Origin of the sequence: Enterobacter sp. ENT03, assembly GCF_019218745.1 — a bacterium.
GTDB lineage: Bacteria > Pseudomonadota > Gammaproteobacteria > Enterobacterales > Enterobacteriaceae > Enterobacter_D.
Map to the genome: position 1 here is coordinate 1 of NZ_JAHUXA010000026.1, position 19,874 is coordinate 19,874.

A 19,874-nucleotide genomic window follows, 5' to 3' on the forward strand; every position below is an offset into this window, starting at 1 on the left:
AATTGTTAAAGAGCAGTTGCGACGCGCTTTGGCGCTGTGTCGCGAGGTCCCGTATATTACGTTTTCCCCGTTCAGAGTCAAGCGATTATTTTGCTTTTCTCTGCCGGTCATTCCCGGAGGAAGACCTTCTGACCCGGTGGCCTGTAAGCCGTTGTTCCGTGTCAGTGGAGGCGCATTATAGGGAGTTATTCCGGGCTGACAAGTCTAAAATGCAAAAAACTTTTTAACCGCTTAATTTCCAGGCGTTACGCCTGATTTAACGGCGATTTGTGGGTTAACTGAGCAATTTCACGGGCAAAAGCGGCGACATTATCCCAGTCGGTATACACCACTTCTTTACAGGTATCCGTTTCGCCGCCGGTCATTTTCATAATCAGACGGATCATGACGCGATCAAGCCAGCCATAGCGTGGATAACGGAGTGCGCCAGCAAATACCGCACACTGGTCTGGCTGCCATGGCGAGTTAAGCAGGAACTTGCGCGTATAGCTGTTGGTCTGCGGCGTACGCTTCTCAGGTTTACGCGCCACCAGGTTCACCGAGAAAAATGCCCCCGGTCGGGCGTTCAGCTCCTGCAGGTGCTTTTTCACAAAACGATCCAGCGCCGGATGAAAATGCCCGTAGCGAATTGAGGCACCAATCACGACACGATTATAGGCAGACCAGTCGATCTCCCCGGTACGGTTAAGATTCACCACATCCGCATACACGCCCAGTTCATTGAGCTGGGATGCCAGATAAGAGGCAATTTCACGCGTTTGCCCGTCCCGAGTGGAGAACAATATTAACGTTTTCACAAACAGCTTCCTTATTCACGCCAGAACGTTGGGGTAAAGAGTACCAGCAGCGTAAAGACTTCAAGACGACCAAACAGCATATTGGCGATGAGCACCCATTTCGCGATGGGATTCATGCTGGCAAAGTTATCAGCCACCACACCCAGCCCCGGGCCGAGGTTATTCAGCGTGGCCACCACAGAGGCAAACGCCGAGAAGTCATCCACGCCGGTGGCGATGATCGCCAGCATACTGACGATAAACACCAGCGCATACGCGGAGAAGAATCCCCATACCGCTTCCAGAATACGTTCCGGCAGCGCACGATGACCCAGCTTGATGCTATAAACCGCATTCGGGTGAACCAGACGTTTCAGCTCACGGTTGCCCTGCTTAAACAGCAACAGGATACGGATCACTTTCAGCCCGCCGCCCGTTGAACCGGCGCAACCACCAATAAATGCCGAGCAGAGCAACAGCACCGGCAGGAACAACGGCCAGCGCGCAATGCTGTCGGTGGTAAACCCGGCGGTCGTCGCCATCGACACCACCTGAAAGAATGCCTGGTTAAGCGTGGTGACCGCCGAGTCGTATACATCGTGGAACCACAGCACCAGCGTACAGATGAACACCAGCGTCAACTGCACGCCGATAAACATCCTGAATTCCGGATCGCGCCAGTACACTTTCAGGTTACGACCGCTTAATAAAGAAAAGTGCAGGCCATAGTTACAGCCGGAGATAAGCAGGAAGATGGCGATAATAGTGTTAATGGTCGGACTGTCGAAGTAACCGATGCTGGCGTCGTGCGTTGAGAAACCGCCAATCGCAATGGTCGCAAAACTATGGCTAATGGCGTCGAAAGCGGGCATGCCCGCAAACCATAACGCCAGCGCACAGGCTACCGTCAGCAGAACATAGATAAGCCACAGGGTTTTCGCCGTTTCCGCAATACGCGGGCGCATCTTGTTATCTTTCAGCGGGCCGGGCATTTCCGCGCGATAGAGCTGCATCCCCCCGACCCCGAGGATAGGCAGAATGGCTACCGCCAACACGATGATCCCCATACCGCCGAACCATTGCAGCATCTGTCGATAGAACAGGATGGCATGTGGCAGCGAATCCAGACCCACCAGCGTCGTCGCGCCGGTGGTGGTCAAGCCGGAGAACGATTCAAAAAACGCATCGGTGACCGTCAGGTTCGGGCGTTCCGAGAAGATAAAGGGCAATGCCCCCACGCTACCCAGTACCGTCCAGAACAGCACAACAATCAGAAAGCCTTCCCGCGATTTCAACTCCCCCTTCTGGCGGCGGTTAGGCCACCACAGCAGGGAACCAATGGCCAGCGCCACGAAAAATGTCTGTGTAAATGCGCGCCCCGCACCGTCACGATAAAGGAGCGCGACCAGTCCGGGCAGGATCATGGTCCCGGAAAATAAGATGACCAGCAGTCCAACAATTCGGGTTATGGCACGGAAATGCATCTCTGCCGCGTCCTTAGGTAGTAATAAATGAGGTGGGGATTATTCTTTAATCGCCAGCAATTGCAATGAACCACGGCTAAAATCGGCCAGCTTTGCGGAAAATTCAATCGATCTGCTATGGGGAAGCGCCACGCGCAGATGCACCCGATCCTGGTATCGACTGTCGACAATCTTGCCTTCGAACTGTGAAAGCAACGATTCAATACCCGCCAGCTGGGCATAATCACAGCTCAAAGTATATGCGGTTAACGGCATTTTGCGGATGGTTGTCAGTTGATTCAGCGCCCGCTGCACCCCGCCGCCATAGGCTTTAACCAGCCCGCCCGTCCCTAATAAAACACCGCCATAGTAGCGCACCACTACCGCGGTGATTTCGCCGACGCCGCTGCCCATCAGCTGCGCCAGCATCGGTTTGCCAGCCGTACCCGAGGGCTCACCATCGTCTGAAAAACCCAGTTGCTGAGAATCATCCGGCGCGCCAGCTACCCACGCGACACAATGGTGCCGCGCATCCGGATGCGCCGCCCGCACCGACTCAACAAACGTCTTTGCCGCCTCCACGCCATCGGTATGGGCCAGTAGCGTGATAAAGCGGCTCTTTTTGATCTCTTCAACGACGGTGACCGGCTCTGCCGGTATCGGCCAGCTTTCCATTACGCCAGCTTCAGATCCCGCGTCATGTTTTCCACGCCGTTTTCATGGATCACTACGTTGTCTTCAATGCGGATGCCGCCGAACGGTTTAAGCGCCTCAATTTTCTGCCAGTTGAAGTGCTTACTGAACGCGCCTTCACGCCACGGTGCCAGCAGTGAGTCAATAAAGTAAATGCCCGGCTCAATGGTCACCACCATGCGCGGCTGCATCACGCGCGTACAGCGCAGGTAAGGATATTTCGACGGTGCAGCCAGATGTGTGCCGTTGTCGTCCTGCATAAATCCGGCGACGTCGTGCACCTGCAGACCCAGCGGATGACCAATGCCATGCGGCATAAACGGTCCGGTCAGGTCATTTTCCACCATCGCCTCTTCGCTCATATCGATAACGATCTGATGACGACGCAACAGTTTCGCGATGCGCTGATGGAACTGAACGTGATACTCCACGTAATTGACGCCCGCTTTCATGGTGCCGATCAGCGCCAGCTGTTCTTCATTAACATCTTTAATCAACTGCGCGAAATCCGTATCGCTATTCGCAGCCCAGGTCCGGGTAAGGTCCGCCGCATAACCGTTGTATTCCGCACCGGCATCCAGCAGGAAGCTACGCATTTCAGACGGCGCGCGGTGATCCAGCTTCGTATAGTGCAGCACAGACGCGTGCTCATTCAGCGCCACAATATTGCTGTAGGGCACGTCGGTATCGCGATGCCCGGTAGCGGTCAGATAGGCGAGGTTAATATCGAACTCGCTCATCCCCGACTGGAAAGCTTCGTGAGCGGCGCGATGCCCCATTACTGCCGTCTTCTGCGCTTCACGCATACAGGCCAGTTCATAATCGGTTTTATAGGCACGGTAATAATGCAGGAAGTCGATCACGCCTTTCGGATTGATATGCTCCGCTTTGATCTCAAGCGCGGCGGCACGTTCAGCTACCGGACCGATATAGGCGATGTTACCCCGCGCCGCAGGCAGTTGGCTGGCGATGCCGTCGGCTTTTGGCAGCGCAATAATGTCGATTTCTTCCGTCCAGAAGGACACCGGCAAGGGTTCAACGTTATGCCAGTAATCTACCGGCAAATAGAACCACAGCTTCGGTTTGTTCACGCCGTCCACCAGCAACCAGCAGTTTGGCACCTGCGTAACCGGCACCCACGCCTTGAACTGAGGATTAACCTTGAACGGATACGCATGGTCATCAAGGAAGACATTCATCAGCTCGCCGGAGTGGATGAGCAACGCATCCAGCTTGAAACGGGTGAGAACATCGCGGGTGCGTTCCTGTAACGTAACAATATGATTTTTATAAAGTGCGGCCAATGATTCCATGATCTTCCCTTCGCTAGTTTAAGCCTGAATTGTTCGCATCTTAGCACAGGAGCGAAAGGCTGCGTGATTTCCGCTAAGCGTGATCGGCGCTGCAACTTTTTAAAGAGTTATTTGCAATTTATTAACATAAAAACCACACTCCGTCTCATCTGGTAAGACCAGTAATGATGCTGGATTCAGGAGACTGACATGCTCTACAAAGGCGATACCCTGTACCTCGACTGGCTGGAAGACGGCATTGCCGAACTGGTGTTCAGTGCACCAGGCTCCGTCAACAAGCTCGACACCGCCACCGTCGCCAGCCTCGGCGAGGCGCTTGCCGTGGTGGAAAAACAAACAGATTTAAAAGGGCTGCTGCTGCGTTCTGACAAAGCGGCCTTTATTGTCGGCGCCGACATCACCGAATTCCTTTCGCTGTTCCAGGTGCCGCAAGAACAGCTCAGCCAGTGGCTGCATTTCGCTAACAGCGTATTTAACCGTCTGGAAGATTTGCCGGTGCCGACCATCTCGGCGGTGAACGGTTATGCCCTCGGCGGTGGCTGCGAATGTGTGCTGGCGACCGATTACCGCCTCGCCACGCCGGAACTGCGTATCGGCTTGCCGGAAACTAAACTGGGCATCATGCCAGGCTTTGGCGGTTCAGTCCGAATGCCGCGCCTGCTCGGGGCGGATAGCGCGCTGGAGATCATTGCCGCCGGTAAAGATGTGGATGCCGCGCAAGCGCTGAAGATTGGCCTGGTAGATGGCATCGTGAAGCCGGAAAAACTCCGCGACGGTGCGGTGGCGATCCTGCGTCAGGCCATCAATGGCGATCTTGACTGGAAAGCCAAACGCCAGCCGAAGCTCGAACCGCTCAAATTAAGCAAAATTGAAGCCGCCATGAGCTTCTCCATCGCTAAAGCGATGGTGATGCAGACCGCCGGGAAACACTATCCGGCACCGATCACGGCGGTGAAAACCATTGAAGCCGCCGCAAAACATGGGCGTGAAGAGGCGCTGAAGCTGGAAAACCAGAGCTTCGTACCGCTGGCCCATACCCATGAAGCCCGTGCGCTGGTCGGCATCTTCCTTAACGATCAGTACGTCAAAGGCCAGGCCAAAAAGCTGACCAAAGACACTGACGCCCCGAAACAGGCCGCTGTGCTCGGCGCGGGCATCATGGGTGGCGGCATCGCCTACCAGTCCGCCTGGAAAGGCGTGCCGGTGATCATGAAAGATATTAACGACAACTCTCTCACCCTCGGCATGAACGAAGCCGCGAAACTGCTGAATAAACAGCTGGAGCGCGGAAAAATTGATGGCCTGAAGCTGGCCGGGGTGATCGGGACTATCCATCCGACGCTGGATTACGCCGGTTTTGAACGCGTTGATGTGGTTGTCGAAGCAGTCGTCGAAAATCCGAAGGTGAAAAAGGCCGTGCTCGCCGAAACGGAAAGCCGCGTGCGCCCGGATACCGTCCTGGCGTCCAACACCTCCACTATTCCAATCAGCGAACTGGCCAGCGTGCTGGCGCGCCCGGGAAACTTCTGCGGTATGCACTTCTTTAACCCGGTGCACCGGATGCCGCTGGTCGAGATCATTCGCGGCGAAAAAACGGCCGACAGCACGATCGCTAAAGTGGTCGCCTGGGCGAGCAAAATGGGTAAAACCCCGATTGTGGTAAACGACTGCCCGGGCTTTTTCGTTAACCGCGTGCTGTTCCCCTATTTTGCCGGTTTCAGCCAGCTGCTGCGCGATGGCGCGGACTTCCGCAAAATCGACAAAGTGATGGAAAAACAGTTTGGCTGGCCGATGGGTCCAGCGTACCTGCTGGATGTGGTCGGTATTGATACCGCGCACCACGCCCAGGCGGTGATGGCCGCAGGCTTCCCACAGCGTATGCAGAAAGATTACCGCGATGCGATCGACGCGCTGTTTGACGCGGGTCGTTTCGGGCAGAAAAACGGTCAGGGCTTCTGGCGGTACAAAGCTGACAGCAAGGGCAAGCCGAAGAAAGAAGAAGACAGCGCCGTGGATGAACTGCTGGCCGCTGTCACTCAACCGAAGCGTGATTTCTCTGATGACGAAATTATCGCCCGCATGATGATCCCGATGGTTAACGAAGTGGTGCGTTGTCTGGAAGAAGGCATTATCGCCAGTCCTGCCGAAGCCGATATGGCGCTGGTTTACGGCCTTGGCTTCCCGCCATTCCATGGCGGCGCGTTCCGCTGGCTGGACACCCAGGGCAGCGCAAAATATCTCGATATGGCCCAGCAGTATCAGCATCTCGGCCCCCTTTACCAGGTGCCGGAAGGACTGCATGAAAAAGCGCGCCATAACGAACCCTATTATCCCCTGGTTGAGCCTGCTCGCCCGGTGATTGAAACACAGACGGCTTAAGGAGTGACGATGGAACAGGTAGTCATTGTTGATGCGATCCGTACCCCGATGGGCCGTTCAAAAGGGGGCGCATTCCGCCATGTGCGTGCAGAAGATCTTTCTGCCCATCTGATGCGCAGCCTGCTGTCGCGTAATGCGCAGCTCGAAGCCACCGCCCTTGATGATATTTATTGGGGCTGCGTTCAGCAGACGCTGGAGCAAGGTTTTAACATCGCCCGTAACGCCGCGCTGCTGGCGGAGATCCCGCATTCGGTACCGGCGAACACCGTCAACCGTCTGTGCGGTTCGTCCATGCAGGCGCTGCACGATGCCGCGCGTATGATCATGACCGGCGATGCGCAGGCCTGTCTGATTGGCGGTGTCGAACACATGGGCCATGTGCCGATGAATCACGGCGTCGATTTTCACCCCGGCCTCAGCCGTAACGTGGCGAAAGCGGCGGGCATGATGGGCTTAACCGCCGAAATGCTGGCCCGCATGCATGGCATCAGCCGTGAAATGCAGGATCAGTTTGCCGCCCGCTCTCACGCCCGCGCCTGGGCAGCAACACAGTCCGGCGCGTTTAAAAATGAAATCATCCCCACCGGCGGCCACGACGCAGACGGCGTGCTGAAACAGTTTAATTACGACGACGTGATCCGCCCGGAAACCACGGTGGAGACCCTTTCCACCCTCAGACCGGCGTTTGATCCGGCGAACGGTACGGTCACGGCGGGCACCTCTTCCGCCCTGTCCGACGGTGCCGCCGCCATGCTGCTGATGAGCGAAAGCCGCGCCCGCGAGCTGGGTCTGAAACCCCGCGCCCGTATTCGTTCGATGGCGGTGGTTGGCTGCGATCCGTCGATTATGGGTTACGGCCCGGTTCCGGCGTCAAAACTGGCGCTGAAAAAAGCCGGCCTGACTGCCAGCGATATCGATCTGTTTGAGATGAACGAAGCCTTTGCCGCGCAGATCCTGCCGTGTATTAAAGATCTGGGGCTGATGGAGCAGATCGACGAGAAGATCAACCTTAACGGCGGCGCGATCGCTCTCGGTCACCCGCTGGGCTGCTCCGGGGCGCGAATCAGCACCACGCTGCTGAATCTGATGGAACGCAAAGACGCGCAGTTTGGCCTGGCCACCATGTGTATCGGTTTAGGTCAGGGCATCGCAACGGTATTTGAGCGGGTCTGAGTAGAGTATAAAAGGTTTAGTTGCCGTTCTTCCCGCCTGTCAGGGGCGGGTTTTTTATTGGTGATTTCCCCCTCACCCTAACCCTCTCCCGGAGGGAGAGGGAACAGTTTGCGGACCTGTCCTTCTCCCTCTCCCTGGGGAGAGGGCCGGGGTGAGGGGATAACATCAAATGAACGCGAACGCATCACCAAACAGGCGATCTTCACGCGCACCACGTTCGTTACAGAACAGGTCGCGGGCGATTTTCGCCATCTCAAAACGACCGGCGATATAAATATCATGCCCGGCCAGCGTACCGTGATCTTGTAATACCGCCGTTAACACCGTGCCGCTGCGGCCGCGCCAGTTCTCTTCCGGCTGCTCAACCACTGCTTCAATACGCAGGTTCGGGTGATTTACCGACAGCGCTTCCAGCTCAGCCAGATCGTACAGATGCTTCTCCTCGCGACCGCCCCAGTAAAGGGTAATGTCGCGATTCGCATTGCGCGCCAGCGAGGTCAGCAGAATCGAACGCACATAGGAGAACCCGGTGCCACCCGCGATCAAAATCAGCGGACGCTCTTCATCGTCACGCAGCCATGCATCGCCATGTGGCATATCGACTAGGATCTCATTCTCTTTGAGAATGCGGTCCATCACCGCCATGGCATAGAGATTGAGCTCAGAAGCGCCGATGTGCAGTTCAATAAACTCACGCTCATCGGGCGTGGAGGCCATCGAAAAAGGGCGTTTATCGCGCTCATCCATCACGACCATCAGATACTGTCCCGCGCGGAAGGAAAAGTCGGCTTCCGGCACTAAACGGACGCGATATACCGTATCGGTGATAGCATCTACCGAGGTCACTTTACAGCTTAAGGTTGTCATGCGCTCCCTCTGTCGGGTCTGTTCTCGTCATTAAAGATGGCCAGTTCATCCCAGATGGCGTCGACACGCGCCGTCACCGCAGGATCCTTAACTATCGGTCGTCCCCATTCACGCTGGGTTTCGCCGGGCCATTTGTTGGTGGCATCCAGGCCCATTTTTGAACCAAGACCGGAAACCGGCGAGGCAAAGTCCAGATAATCTATCGGCGTATTCTCTACCAGCACCGTATCCCGTGCCGGGTCCATACGGGTGGTGATCGCCCAAATCACATCATTCCAGTCGCGGGCGTTAACGTCGTCATCGCATACGATCACAAATTTGGTGTACATAAACTGGCGTAAAAACGACCACACGCCCATCATTACGCGCTTGGCGTGCCCGGCGTACTGCTTCTTGATGGTCACCACCGCCAGGCGATACGAACAGCCTTCCGGCGGCAGATAAAAATCGACAATCTCCGGAAACTGCTTTTGCAGGATCGGCACGAATACTTCGTTCAGCGCCACGCCGAGTACCGCCGGTTCATCAGGCGGACGGCCAGTGTAGGTCGAGTGATAAATCGCATCGTCACGCTGGGTAATGTGCGTTACCGTGAAGACCGGGAAATTATCCACTTCGTTATAATAGCCCGTATGGTCGCCATATGGCCCTTCGGGAGCCATTTCGCCCGCCTCAATATAGCCTTCGAGGACGATTTCCGCGCTGGCGGGGACTTCCAGATCGCTGGAAATACACTTCACCACTTCGGTCTTGGTGCCGCGCAGCAATCCTGCAAATGCATACTCAGAAAGCGTGTCCGGCACCGGCGTCACCGCGCCGAGAATGGTTGCCGGATCGGCACCTAACGCCACTGCCACCGGGAAACGCTCACCGGGACGGGCATTGCACCACTCCTGATAATCCAGCGCGCCGCCGCGATGCGACAGCCAGCGCATAATCAATTTATTCTTACCAATTAACTGCTGGCGATATATGCCCAGATTCTGCCGCTCTTTGTGCGGGCCGCGAGTGACCGTCAGCCCCCAGGTGATCAGCGGCGCGGCATCATCCGGCCAGCACTGCATGATAGGGATTTTCGTCAGATCTACCGCATCGCCCTGCACGATTTTTTGCTGGCACGGCGCACCACGCAGACGTTTTGTCGGCATGTTGAGCACCTGTTTAAACTGCGGCAGCTTATCAAACAGATCGCGGAACCCTTTCGGCGGCTCCGGCTCTTTTAAAAAGGCCAGCAGCTTACCCACTTCGCGCAGCGCTGCGACATCTTCCTGCCCCATGCCTAACGCCACGCGGCGCGGTGTGCCAAATAAATTGCACAGTACCGGCATGGTGTAACCTTTGGGATTTTCGAATAACAGCGCCGGGCCACCGGCACGCAGGGTGCGGTCGGCTATCTCGGTAATTTCCAGATGGGGATCAACCGGAAACGTGATGCGTTTGAGTTCGCCCTGCTGTTCGAGCAGCGCCATAAAGTCGCGTAGGTCGTGGTATTTCATGCAGTTAATCATGGCCTCTCAGTAAGCCGGTTATTATACGGCGAACGCCCGCGTGATGCTGTAATTTTGTTAAATAAGCGTAAAACCCACTGCAAACGCGTCGCCACCACCGGATATAATGAACTTAGCGATCCTGTGTCGATTTTGGTATTCTTGCGCCCGAACACAAGGGAAGATAATGATGCAAGCCTGGTATTTATTGTATTGCAAACGGGGACAGCTTCAGCGCGCTCAGGAACATCTTGAACGCCAGGCCGTCAACTGCCTGACGCCGATGATCGAGCTGGAAAAGATGGTGCGCGGGAAACGTACCCGCGTCAACGAACCGCTTTTCCCTAACTACCTGTTCGTCCAGTTTGACCCGGAAATCATTCATACCACCACCATCAGCGCCACCCGCGGCGTCAGCCACTTTGTGCGTTTTGGTGCCAGCCCGGCAACGGTTCCGGCTACGGTCATTGAACAGCTCTCGACCTGCCAGCCGGAAGGCATCACCGATCCCGATACGCCTTACGCAGGTGATAACGTGGTGATCACCGAAGGCGCGTTTACCGGCCTGCAGGCGATCTTTACCGAGCCGGATGGTGAAGCACGTTCAATGCTGCTGCTCAATTTTCTCAACAAGCAAGTGCTGCAAAGCGTCAAGAATACCGAGTTCCGCAAAGCCGATCCCGCTTAAAACGCCACGCCAAAAACTCGTTTCACATTCGCGTCCGTGGCGTTGCTTACCACCTCTGCAGTTTCACCGCGCAACGACGCGATGCGTTCAACAATATGGCCCAGATACGCAGGTTCATTGCGCCGCGAGGCGGGTTTTGGTTTGAGATCGCGCGGCAGCAGATAAGGCGCGTCCGTTTCCACCATCAGCCGGTCCGCCGGAATACGCGGCACCGCGGCGCACAGCTCCGCCCCACGGCGCTCATCGCACACCCAGCCGGTAATACCCAGATATAATCCCGCCGCCAGACACTCCTCCGCCTCGTCCTGCGATCCGGTAAAACAGTGCAGCACCGCGCCCGGCAGTCGATCCAGCCACGGCGTCAGCAGCGTCAAAAAACGCTCATGCGCATCGCGACAGTGTAAAAACACCGGCATCGACAGTTCAGCGGCCATCGCCAGCTGTGCAGTGAAGGCCGCTTCCTGATCCGCCACCGGGGAGAAATTGCGATTGAAATCCAGCCCGCATTCGCCTATCGCCACCACTTCCGGCTGACGGGCCAGCGCAAAAATCGCCTCTGCGGTATGCGCATCCCACTGGCTGCTGTCGTGGGGATGGACGCCCGCCGTGGACCAGCAATGTACATAGCGCTGTGCCAGTTGCTGCGCCTGCTGACTTTCATGCAGATTCGTGCCGGTCAGCAGCATGCCGCTGACGCCAGCGGTAAATGCCCGCGTCACCACCTCGTCACTGTCTTTGGCAAACTGCGGGCTGGTCAGATTGACCCCAATATCAAACATGCCATCCTCCATATGACAACCGCCCTTACGGGCGGTCATCGGTTACTCTTTTGTGCTTTCGGTGTCGTCTTCGTCGCTCTCGTCGCTGCGGAAACGCCGCTTGCCGACGTAGAACCGTGAGAAGAACAGGCCGATCTCAAACAGGCAGTACATCGGGATCGCCAGCAGCGTCTGCGAGAACACATCCGGCGGCGTCAACAGCATCCCGACCACAAACGCTCCGACTAACACGTAAGGGCGTTTCTTGCGCAGCTCTTCCGGCGTGGTGACACCCATCCAGCAGATCAGCACGATGGCGACCGGCACTTCAAAGGAGACGCCAAACGCCATAAACAGCGCCATCACAAAGTCGAGATAGCTGGCAATATCCGTCGATACCTGCACGCCCACTGGCGCGGTATGCGTCAGGAAGCCAAACGCCAGCGGGAAGACCACGAAATAGGCGAAGGCCATACCGATGTAGAACAGCAGCGAGCTGGACACCAGCAGCGGGATCACCAGACGGCGCTCATGCCGGTACAGCGCAGGGGCGACAAATGCCCATACCTGATAGAGGATGACCGGCGCTGAAAGGATCAGCGACACCATAAAGGTCAGTTTGATTGGCGTGAAAAACGGCGATGCCACATCGGTGGCGATCATGGTTGCGCCTTCCGGCATCTGCTTGATCAGCGGGGCCGACACCAGTTGATAAATATCATTGGCAAAATAGACCAGCGCCAGAAAAATCAGCAGTACGGCAATGATGCTGTTCAGCAGGCGCTTGCGCAGCTCAATCAGGTGCGCGATCAGCGGTTGGGTATCTTCTACAGCCATGTTTAAGATTTACCACTTGTCGAAGGAGTTGAATCGGACGTTGGGGCCGCTGGCGGAACGGTGCTTTTCACCACTGCTGGCTCGTGTGGCTGCGGGGTGTTGATTTCCGGCTCTGTCGACGGCTTTTGTTCCGGCGCGCTGGCCTGATGTTCCGCGGTAGCGGGGGTGATGCCTTCGTGCTGCGCTTCGTTATCTTTTACCAGCGGATTATGGATGGTGTGCGCAACATCGCTCTCTTTTTCCGGGTCGTTGGCCGAATAGGTGCGCTTCATCGATTCCGCCGCTTCGCGCAGCTCTTCCATGGAGGCTTTCAGTTCCGGCGTCAGATTATCCAGACTCGCTTTTTCAACTTTCTTCAGGCTGTCCTGAAACTCCTGGAGCTTTAGCTCCTGGGCCAGTTCATTTTGCACGGTCGAGGCGAGTGAGCGCAGCGCGCGTACCCAGCCTGCGACCGTTTTAACCGCCACCGGCAGACGTTGCGGCCCCAGAACAATGAGGCCGATAACAAAAACCAGAACTAATTCACCAAAACCAATATCGAACACGAATTACACCTGCTCTTTATCGTGACGCTTTGCGTCTTCTTTCTTCACTTCATCCTGCTTTTCAGCAATGGATTTAGCCGTAAAATCCGCGTCTTCCGTCGGTTTTTCGTGCTTATCATCATCACCCATGGCTTTTTTGAAGCCCTTAATCGATGCGCCTAAATCCGAGCCAATCGAACCGAGTTTTTTGGTGCCAAACAGCAGCACAACGATGACGGCGATGATGAGCAACTGCCAGATACTGATACCACCCATACATTATCCCCAGTAATAGATGATGAATTAACCGGGCCCCAGTATACGTTAAGGGGCCCGCAGTGAGCGATCAAATTGCGCGTGTTTTACGCCAGCCGATCAGCCAGATAACCAGTCCACCCGCCATCAGCCAGGCCGGAGCCGACTGCCATTCCGGGCGGTTAATCAGCAATAATGTACCACTGAGTATCAACGTTGCCCCAATGCCGAACAAATAACGCGATTGTCCCTGACGCATATGGTTCACGTGCAGGTCACGAGAAATTTGCTCAACGCTGTGCTGCAACTGCTTGCTCTGGCGCAGATTGTTGTAAATCAGCTCCGGCAGTTCGGGCATTTTTTCCACCCAGAACGGCGCTTTTTCTTTCAGCGAGCGGATCAGCGCCGGAATGCCGACCTGATCTTTGATCCAGGATTCAAGGAAAGGTTTCGCGGTTTTCCATAGATCGAGTTGCGGATAGAGCTGGCGACCCACGCCTTCTACATACAGCAGCGTCTTTTGCAGCAGTACCAGCTGTGGCTGCACTTCCATATTGAAGCGGCGCGCGGTGTTGAACAGGTTTAACAGCACGTGGCCAAAGGAGATCTCCGCCAGCGGCTTCTCGAAAATGGGCTCGCAAACGGTACGGATGGCGAACTCGAACTCTTCCACGTTGGTGTCCGGCGGTACCCAGCCAGAATCCACATGCAGCTCTGCTACTTTGCGGTAATCGCGGTTGAAGAAAGCGATAAAGTTCTCAGCCAGATAACGCTTATCTTCTTTGTTCAGCGAACCCACGATGCCGCAGTCGATGCCGATATACTGCGGATCCTCCGGGTGCTCATAGCTGACAAAAATGTTGCCTGGGTGCATATCTGCATGGAAGAAGCTGTCGCGGAATACCTGCGTGAAGAACACCTGTACGCCCCGCTCGGCCAGCAATTTCATATTGGTGCCGTTTTTCTCCAGCGCCGCAATGTCGTTGATAGGAATACCGTAGATGCGCTCCATCACCAGCATATCCTGGCTGCAATAGTCAGAGTAAATCTCCGGCACATACAGCATCGGGCTGTCTTCAAAGTTGCGGCGTAGCTGGATGGCGTTCGCCGCTTCGCGCAGCAGATTTAGCTCGTCGATCAGCGTTTTTTCATACTCATGCACCACTTCTAACGGCCGCAGACGGCGGCCATCCGGCAGCAGACGCGGTACCCAGCGGGCAAGGCGGTAAATAAGGCGCATATCGGCTTTGATCACCGGCAGAATGTCCGGGCGGATCACTTTGATGACCACCTCTTTGCCGTTCTCTTTTAGCCGGGCGGTATGTACCTGCGCAATCGACGCCGACGCCAGCGGGGTAATGTCGAAATCATCAAACCAGGTTTCAACAGGCAGATCGCCCATGGCTTTTTCGATCTGTCGCTTAGCCAGCGCGCCGTCGAAAGGGGCAACGCGGTCCTGCAACATGGCGAGCTGATCGGCAATAACCGGCGGGAAAAGATCGCGGCGGGTAGACAGCATCTGTCCGAACTTGATCCACACCGGGCCTAATTCCTGTAATGCGAGGCGCAGACGATGGCCTAATTCTTTGTCTTTGTGGCGGTTTGGCATCCAGAACAGCGTGCGACGCCAGAGGCGAAGCGGCATAGTGAGGCGCATTCTGGGGATCAGCTCATCAAGGCCGTAACTCAAAAAAGTTTGGATGATGAAGTAAAGGCGCCGAATTTCACCTGGCGTCATTTGCCCTCCAGTTTTTCCAGTCGGTGAGTTAACGCGTCAACCGAACGCGCAATAGCTGCGGTTTCTTCTGCGAACCAGGCCACTTCCAGCCCGCCGGGAGCCATACGCCACTCCTGGGTCAGGGTTTCAGCGACATACTGTTGCTGACGCTGAACGTTCTTGCGCACAAACGCCGTTCCGCTGCGCAGCACCTGGCTGATACCTTCAGCAGCAATATCACCGGTCCAGGGCGCTAACAGTTCTGCCGCATCAAACTCCGCCAGATCCATTAATGCCCCAAAGTTTTGCACGACCTGGAGATCGCCCTGCACTTCCAGCTCGCCGCTGCGGATAAGCGTGGTGAGCTGCTTACGGTCGCGCAACGTGGGCAGGACTCGCAGTTGGGTAATGACCGTACAGTCCGCTTCGCCCTCCCATTCGCCCAGCACATCGAGCTGACGCTCGCTGAATGCCAGCACCAACGGGGTGGAAAGCTCTTTGACGACAATACGCAGTACCTTGCCCTGCAAGCGCTGACGTGCAGCTTTCAGGGCCTGGGGGCGGTATAAAAACGTATTGAGGACGCGCTCTATCCCGGCGGTCATTAACGGCTTAAAGGGCATACGCAGACTCCTGTCAGAACTTGTAACCACGATGCAGGGCAACAATGCCGGCGGTCAAATTGTAGTAATCGACGTTTTCAAAGCCAGCATCCTGCATCATCGCCTTCAATGTCTCCTGATTAGGATGCATACGAATGGATTCCGCCAGGTAACGATAGCTGCCGGCGTCGCTGGCGACCAGTTCGCCAATGCGCGGCAGAATATGGAACGAGTAAGCGTCATACGCTTTACTCAGCGGCTCGATAACCGGTTTGGAGAATTCCAGCACCAGTAGACGACCGCCCGGCTTGAGCACACGGAACATCGAACGCAGCGCTTTCTCTTTGTCGGTCACATTACGCAGACCGAAGGAGATAGTAATGCAGTCAAAGGTGTTATCCGGGAACGGCAGCGCTTCGGCATTGGCCTGCACGTATTCAACGTTACCGATCACGCCGATATTACGCAGTTTCTCGCGGCCTACTTTCAGCATCGAGTCGTTAATATCCGCCAGCACTACTTGCCCGGTTTCCCCGACCAGACGCGAGAATTTCGCCGTCAGATCGCCGGTACCGCCAGCCAGATCGAGAACTTTTTGCCCACGGCGCACGCCGCTGCAATCGATCGTGAAACGCTTCCATAAACGGTGGATGCCAAAGGACATCAGATCGTTCATGACATCGTATTTTGCCGCCACGGAATGAAAGACGTGCGCCACCATGTCAGCTTTCTGCGTTTTGGCGACGGTCTGATAACCAAAGTGCGTCGTGTCCTGTGAAGTTTCTTGTGGATCTTCCGCCATCTCAGTGCCTGCTTATCAAGAAATTGTTCGTGAAGTGTAACAGATTGGGCGCAATTGCCCTATGTTTCAACCGCCTTGCGATACGTGCTCCGGGCGGTCATTGACCGCTGTGCGCGTCGCTAATTCATTGTCTTGCTGAGGGTCTTCTGCGCTCTGCTCACCGGCCCGCAGACGAAATTCCTCGTCCTGGGCGGTAGCCTGTTCAGCTAAATCCGGATTAATCTCGCGTTTCACCTCTACCCCGAGGCCGCGAAACGCCTCGGCCTGTGCCAGCAGATTGCCACGCCCGGAAGTCAGTTTTTTCATCGCCTGCCGGTAGTTATCCTGCGCTTTATCCAGCCCCTGACCGATGGAGGACATATCATCCACAAACAGGCGCATTTTGTCGTACAGGCGACTGGCGCGGTCGGCGATCTGCTGAGCGTTGCGGCTTTGGTGTTCATAACGCCAGAGATTGGCAATAGTGCGCAGCGCCACCAGCAGCGTGGTGGGGCTGACCAGCATAATGTTGTTTTTCAGCGCCTCGTTGATCAGCTCCGGCTGCCGATCCAGCGCCAGTAAAAAGGCCGGTTCGACGGGGATAAACATCAGCACGTAGTCGAGCGAACGCAGTCCCGGCAACTGCTGGTAATCCTTGCGGCCCAGCAGACGGATGTGATTGCGTACAGAAGCGAGATGTTCCTGTAACGCGCTTTCGCGGGTGTACTCGTCGTCGGCGTTAAAATAGCGCTCGTAGGCCACCAGCGTCATTTTGGCGTCAATGACAACGTCCTTGCCCTGCGGCAGCCGCACGATGACATCAGGTTGCATTCGCGCTCGCGCGTCAGTTTCGATGCTGACCTGGGTTTCATACTCGTAGCCATGTCGTAAGCCCGACGCTTCCAGCACGCGGGTCAGCACCACTTCGCCCCAGTTGCCCTGGGTTTTGTTGTCGCCTTTCAGGGCGCGGGTCAGGTTCACCGCTTCCTGCGCCATTTGCGCATTCAGTTGCTGGAGATTGCGGATCTCGTGCGCCAGCGTATGCCGCTCGCGCGCCTCCTGCCCAAAGCTGTCCTGCACCTGGCGGCGAAAGCCATCCAGCTGCTCGCGCAGCGGCGTCAGTAAACTGCCGAGACTCTGGCGGTTCTGCTCATCCACCCGGCGGTTGCTCTGTTCAAAAATACGGTTGGCGAGGTTTTCAAACTGCTCGCTCAGGCGCTGTTCGCTGTTGATCATCTGGCGGATTTTGTCTTCCGCATGCAGTTGGGTGGATTCGAGGCGGGTAGTCACTTCACGCAGATCGGCCTCCAGCGAGGTGTTAATCTCCCGCAGGCTGCGCAGTTCGTTATTCAGCAGTTCGCACTCGTCGCGCCAGTGCTGGTGTTGCGTGAGCTGTTGCCTGGCCGCGCTCAGTTCAATATCCAGTTCACGGCGATCTTCCAGCAGATCGGCCCGCAACTGGTCGGCGCGGGATTTCATGGCTAACCACCCAAGCAGTACGCCACCCAGCAGCGCCGCCGCCACGCTTAACAGTATTGAAATATCCACATCTTCCCCTGCAAAAATCACTGACCGGTGCAAAGTATGATTGTGCTGTACAGATGTCCAGCTGGAAAGGGATTTCCTGCGAGGCGCTACGCAAAAAGTAAAGGCCGGGAAGCCCGGCCTTAGAAATGACGGTAAAAACGAGGACTACAGCAGGCGACGCGCCGCTTCCACCACGATTTTCACCGCGTGGCTTTCAGTCTGTTTCATGGTTTCCGCGTTCGGGATCTCCTGCTGGGTACGGTTGACGATCACGCCTGCCACCATACCGGCACGCAGACCCTGGCTTGAGCACATGGTCAGCAGCGTTGCAGATTCCATTTCGTAGTTCATCACGCCCATGGACTGCCACTCTTCCATAGAGCCTTTGTAGCGTTTTACTACACGGCCAGAGAAGGTGTCATAGCGTTCCTGACCCGGATAGAAGGTGTCAGAAGAGGCGGTCACGCCGATGTGCGTAGTGGCACCCACGGATTTCGCCGCCTCGACCAGCGCGGTGGTGCAGGCAAAATCAGCGACGGCCGGGTATTCCATCGGGGCAAAGTGCAGGCTGGCACCGTCAAGGCGCACAGACGCGGTCGTTACCAGCACGTCACCCACATTAATATGCGGCTGGATCGCACCGGTCGTGCCGACGCGCAGGAAAGTACGGATGCCGAGCTGGGCCAGTTCTTCCACCGCGATTGAGGTAGAGGGGCCGCCGATACCGGTGGAGCATACGATGACCGGCTTGCCGTCCAGCTCAGCGCGCCAGGAGGTGAATTCGCGGTGTGATGCCAGCTTAACCGGCTTATCCATCAGCGCGGCGATCTTTTCCACTCGCTCCGGGTCGCCTGGGACAATGGCAAGCGTGGCCCCTTGTAAATCATTTTTGGTGAGGCCGAGGTGAAAAACATCAGACTGTGACATAGGTGACTCCTCTGTAGATCGGATTATCAGAAGTAGCAAAAAGGTACTTTACAGAAGCTGCACGTTAAATTTCGTGACAACCATCACTGCCAATAAATTTGTTTGCAGTGGTTTTCCATAAAATAGTGATAAACATCACATTAACATGTCCAGCGCTCAGGCATCTCTCAAAAGATAGCCGCTTTCGTGAATGCTGTATTTTGGTCGGCTGACTATAGTTACTTATTGCGCTTCTTTTTTGCATCATTACAAGGGTACGGAGATCGCCATGACCACAGACAAACAACCCGGCTTTGCCCCTGCTGCTTCGCCCCATGCATCCACATCCATTACTACCCCTGACGACAATATCGTCGCCGGTCTGACGTCCATCCCCTCACAGGGAGACAACATGCCTGCTTACCACGCTCGCCCGGCAGAGGCGGCGGGGGCGCTGCCAGTGGTGATCGTGATCCAGGAAATTTTTGGCGTGCACGAGCATATTCGCGATCTCTGCCGTCGCCTGGCGCAGGAAGGTTATCTTGCCGTGGCGCCAGAACTCTATTTTCGCCAGGGCGATCCGAATGAATATGACGATATTCCGACGCTGCTCAGCGAGCTGGTTTCGAAGGTGCCGGATGCGCAGGTGCTGGCGGATCTGGATCACGTGGCAAACTGGGCCGCGCGCAACGGCGGCGATCCGCATCGTCTGATGGCGACCGGTTTTTGCTGGGGTGGCCGCATTGCCTGGCTGTACGCCGCGCATAATCCGCAGTTGAAAGCGGCGGTGGCGTGGTACGGCAAGCTGGTGGGGGATAAAACGATCAATTCGCCAACACATCCGGTGGATATTGCCACTGAACTCACCGCCCCGGTGCTCGGCCTGTACGGCGCACAGGATACCAGCATTCCACAGGACACCATCGACACCATGCGTCAGGCGCTGCGGGCCGCTAACGCTACCGCGGAAATTGTGGTCTATCCCGATGCCGGACATGCCTTTAACGCCGATTACCGTCCGAGCTATCACGCCGAATCCGCGCAGGATGGCTGGCAGCGTATGCTGACCTGGTTCGAACGCTACGGCGCTAAAAAAAGCTGAATCAATCCCTTTCCCTCGCGGGAAAG

The 19,874-nt window shown here is 56.1% G+C and carries 19 protein-coding genes; 4 read left to right on the top strand and 15 right to left on the bottom strand.

The window, feature by feature from the left end; translation table 11 throughout:
- Window positions 1-245: 245 nt before the first annotated feature.
- The 4 genes from hemG to pepQ are packed head-to-tail and all read right to left on the bottom strand — an operon-like array spanning window position 246 to window position 4,245.
- Window positions 246-797 carry a menaquinone-dependent protoporphyrinogen IX dehydrogenase gene (hemG, locus tag KW828_RS20245; protein WP_218338050.1) on the bottom strand — a complete coding sequence of 184 codons (552 nt, stop codon included), beginning with the start codon at window positions 795-797 and terminating at the stop codon, window positions 246-248.
- Window positions 798-808: 11 nt separating this feature from the next.
- Window positions 809-2,260, bottom strand: coding sequence for a Trk system potassium transporter TrkH (trkH, locus tag KW828_RS20250; protein ID WP_218338051.1), 1,452 nt, complete (start codon window positions 2,258-2,260; stop codon window positions 809-811).
- Window positions 2,261-2,299: 39 nt separating this feature from the next.
- Entirely contained in the window at window positions 2,300-2,914 is a 615-nt protein-coding gene (locus KW828_RS20255; RefSeq protein WP_218338052.1) for an IMPACT family protein, read from the bottom strand.
- Window positions 2,914-4,245, bottom strand: a complete 1,332-nt coding sequence (gene pepQ / locus KW828_RS20260; RefSeq protein WP_218338053.1) for a Xaa-Pro dipeptidase — start codon at window positions 4,243-4,245, stop codon at window positions 2,914-2,916. Before pepQ ends, KW828_RS20255 begins: the two co-directional genes overlap by 1 nt.
- A 189-nt stretch (window positions 4,246-4,434) precedes the next feature.
- Here pepQ and fadB point away from each other — a divergent pair, with 189 nt between their 5' ends.
- The gene (gene fadB, locus KW828_RS20265; protein ID WP_218338054.1) at window positions 4,435-6,624 is read left to right on the top strand and encodes a fatty acid oxidation complex subunit alpha FadB; all 2,190 of its coding nucleotides are present in this window, start codon (window positions 4,435-4,437) and stop codon (window positions 6,622-6,624) included.
- Window positions 6,625-6,633: 9 nt separating this feature from the next.
- Window positions 6,634-7,797, top strand: coding sequence for an acetyl-CoA C-acyltransferase FadA (gene fadA, locus KW828_RS20270; protein ID WP_218338055.1), 1,164 nt, complete (start codon window positions 6,634-6,636; stop codon window positions 7,795-7,797).
- Window positions 7,798-7,962: 165 nt separating this feature from the next.
- Here the strand turns inward: fadA and fre are convergent, their stop codons facing one another.
- Together fre and ubiD are read right to left on the bottom strand one after the other, a co-directional pair.
- The gene (fre, locus tag KW828_RS20275) at window positions 7,963-8,664 is read right to left on the bottom strand and encodes an NAD(P)H-flavin reductase (RefSeq protein WP_218338056.1); all 702 of its coding nucleotides are present in this window, start codon (window positions 8,662-8,664) and stop codon (window positions 7,963-7,965) included.
- Window positions 8,661-10,160, bottom strand: a complete 1,500-nt coding sequence (gene ubiD, locus KW828_RS20280) for a 4-hydroxy-3-polyprenylbenzoate decarboxylase (protein ID WP_218338057.1) — start codon at window positions 10,158-10,160, stop codon at window positions 8,661-8,663. The genes fre and ubiD overlap by 4 nt, the downstream gene beginning before the upstream one ends.
- Window positions 10,161-10,341: 181 nt before the next feature.
- Between ubiD and rfaH the strand changes: the two genes are divergently transcribed.
- Window positions 10,342-10,839, top strand: a complete 498-nt coding sequence (rfaH, locus tag KW828_RS20285; RefSeq protein ID WP_218338078.1) for a transcription/translation regulatory transformer protein RfaH — start codon at window positions 10,342-10,344, stop codon at window positions 10,837-10,839.
- On the opposite strand, the gene tatD is transcribed toward rfaH, so the two are convergent.
- From tatD to udp, 9 genes are all read right to left on the bottom strand, one after another.
- The gene (gene tatD, locus KW828_RS20290) at window positions 10,836-11,618 is read right to left on the bottom strand and encodes a 3'-5' ssDNA/RNA exonuclease TatD (RefSeq protein ID WP_218338058.1); all 783 of its coding nucleotides are present in this window, start codon (window positions 11,616-11,618) and stop codon (window positions 10,836-10,838) included. The two genes, rfaH and tatD, sit on opposite strands and share 4 nt — an antisense overlap.
- A 42-nt stretch (window positions 11,619-11,660) precedes the next feature.
- Window positions 11,661-12,434: a Sec-independent protein translocase subunit TatC gene (tatC, locus tag KW828_RS20295; protein ID WP_088222322.1), complete on the bottom strand. Its 774-nt coding sequence runs from the start codon at window positions 12,432-12,434 to the stop codon at window positions 11,661-11,663.
- 2 nt (window positions 12,435-12,436) lie between these two features.
- On the bottom strand, window positions 12,437-12,979 hold the full coding sequence (gene tatB / locus KW828_RS20300; protein WP_218338059.1) for a Sec-independent protein translocase protein TatB: 543 nt from the start codon (window positions 12,977-12,979) through the stop codon (window positions 12,437-12,439).
- A 3-nt stretch (window positions 12,980-12,982) separates the two neighbouring features.
- The gene (tatA, locus tag KW828_RS20305; RefSeq protein ID WP_218338060.1) at window positions 12,983-13,234 is read right to left on the bottom strand and encodes a Sec-independent protein translocase subunit TatA; all 252 of its coding nucleotides are present in this window, start codon (window positions 13,232-13,234) and stop codon (window positions 12,983-12,985) included.
- A gap of 70 nt (window positions 13,235-13,304) precedes the next feature.
- The gene (gene ubiB / locus KW828_RS20310) at window positions 13,305-14,951 is read right to left on the bottom strand and encodes a ubiquinone biosynthesis regulatory protein kinase UbiB (protein ID WP_218338061.1); all 1,647 of its coding nucleotides are present in this window, start codon (window positions 14,949-14,951) and stop codon (window positions 13,305-13,307) included.
- A complete protein-coding gene (locus KW828_RS20315) occupies window positions 14,948-15,553 on the bottom strand; it encodes an SCP2 domain-containing protein (protein ID WP_218338062.1) in 606 nt (201 codons plus the stop codon). The genes ubiB and KW828_RS20315 overlap by 4 nt, the downstream gene beginning before the upstream one ends.
- A 13-nt stretch (window positions 15,554-15,566) precedes the next feature.
- Complete coding sequence (ubiE, locus tag KW828_RS20320; RefSeq protein ID WP_218338063.1) at window positions 15,567-16,334, bottom strand: bifunctional demethylmenaquinone methyltransferase/2-methoxy-6-polyprenyl-1,4-benzoquinol methylase UbiE; 768 nt, start codon at window positions 16,332-16,334, stop codon at window positions 15,567-15,569.
- A gap of 66 nt (window positions 16,335-16,400) precedes the next feature.
- Window positions 16,401-17,861 carry a DNA recombination protein RmuC gene (rmuC, locus tag KW828_RS20325; protein ID WP_218338064.1) on the bottom strand — a complete coding sequence of 487 codons (1,461 nt, stop codon included), beginning with the start codon at window positions 17,859-17,861 and terminating at the stop codon, window positions 16,401-16,403.
- Window positions 17,862-18,005: 144 nt separating this feature from the next.
- Window positions 18,006-18,767 carry a uridine phosphorylase gene (udp, locus tag KW828_RS20330; protein WP_072571495.1) on the bottom strand — a complete coding sequence of 254 codons (762 nt, stop codon included), beginning with the start codon at window positions 18,765-18,767 and terminating at the stop codon, window positions 18,006-18,008.
- A gap of 268 nt (window positions 18,768-19,035) precedes the next feature.
- On the opposite strand from udp, the gene KW828_RS20335 reads away from it, so the two are divergent.
- Window positions 19,036-19,848, top strand: a complete 813-nt coding sequence (locus tag KW828_RS20335; protein WP_218338065.1) for a dienelactone hydrolase family protein — start codon at window positions 19,036-19,038, stop codon at window positions 19,846-19,848.
- Window positions 19,849-19,874: the final 26 nt, after the last annotated feature.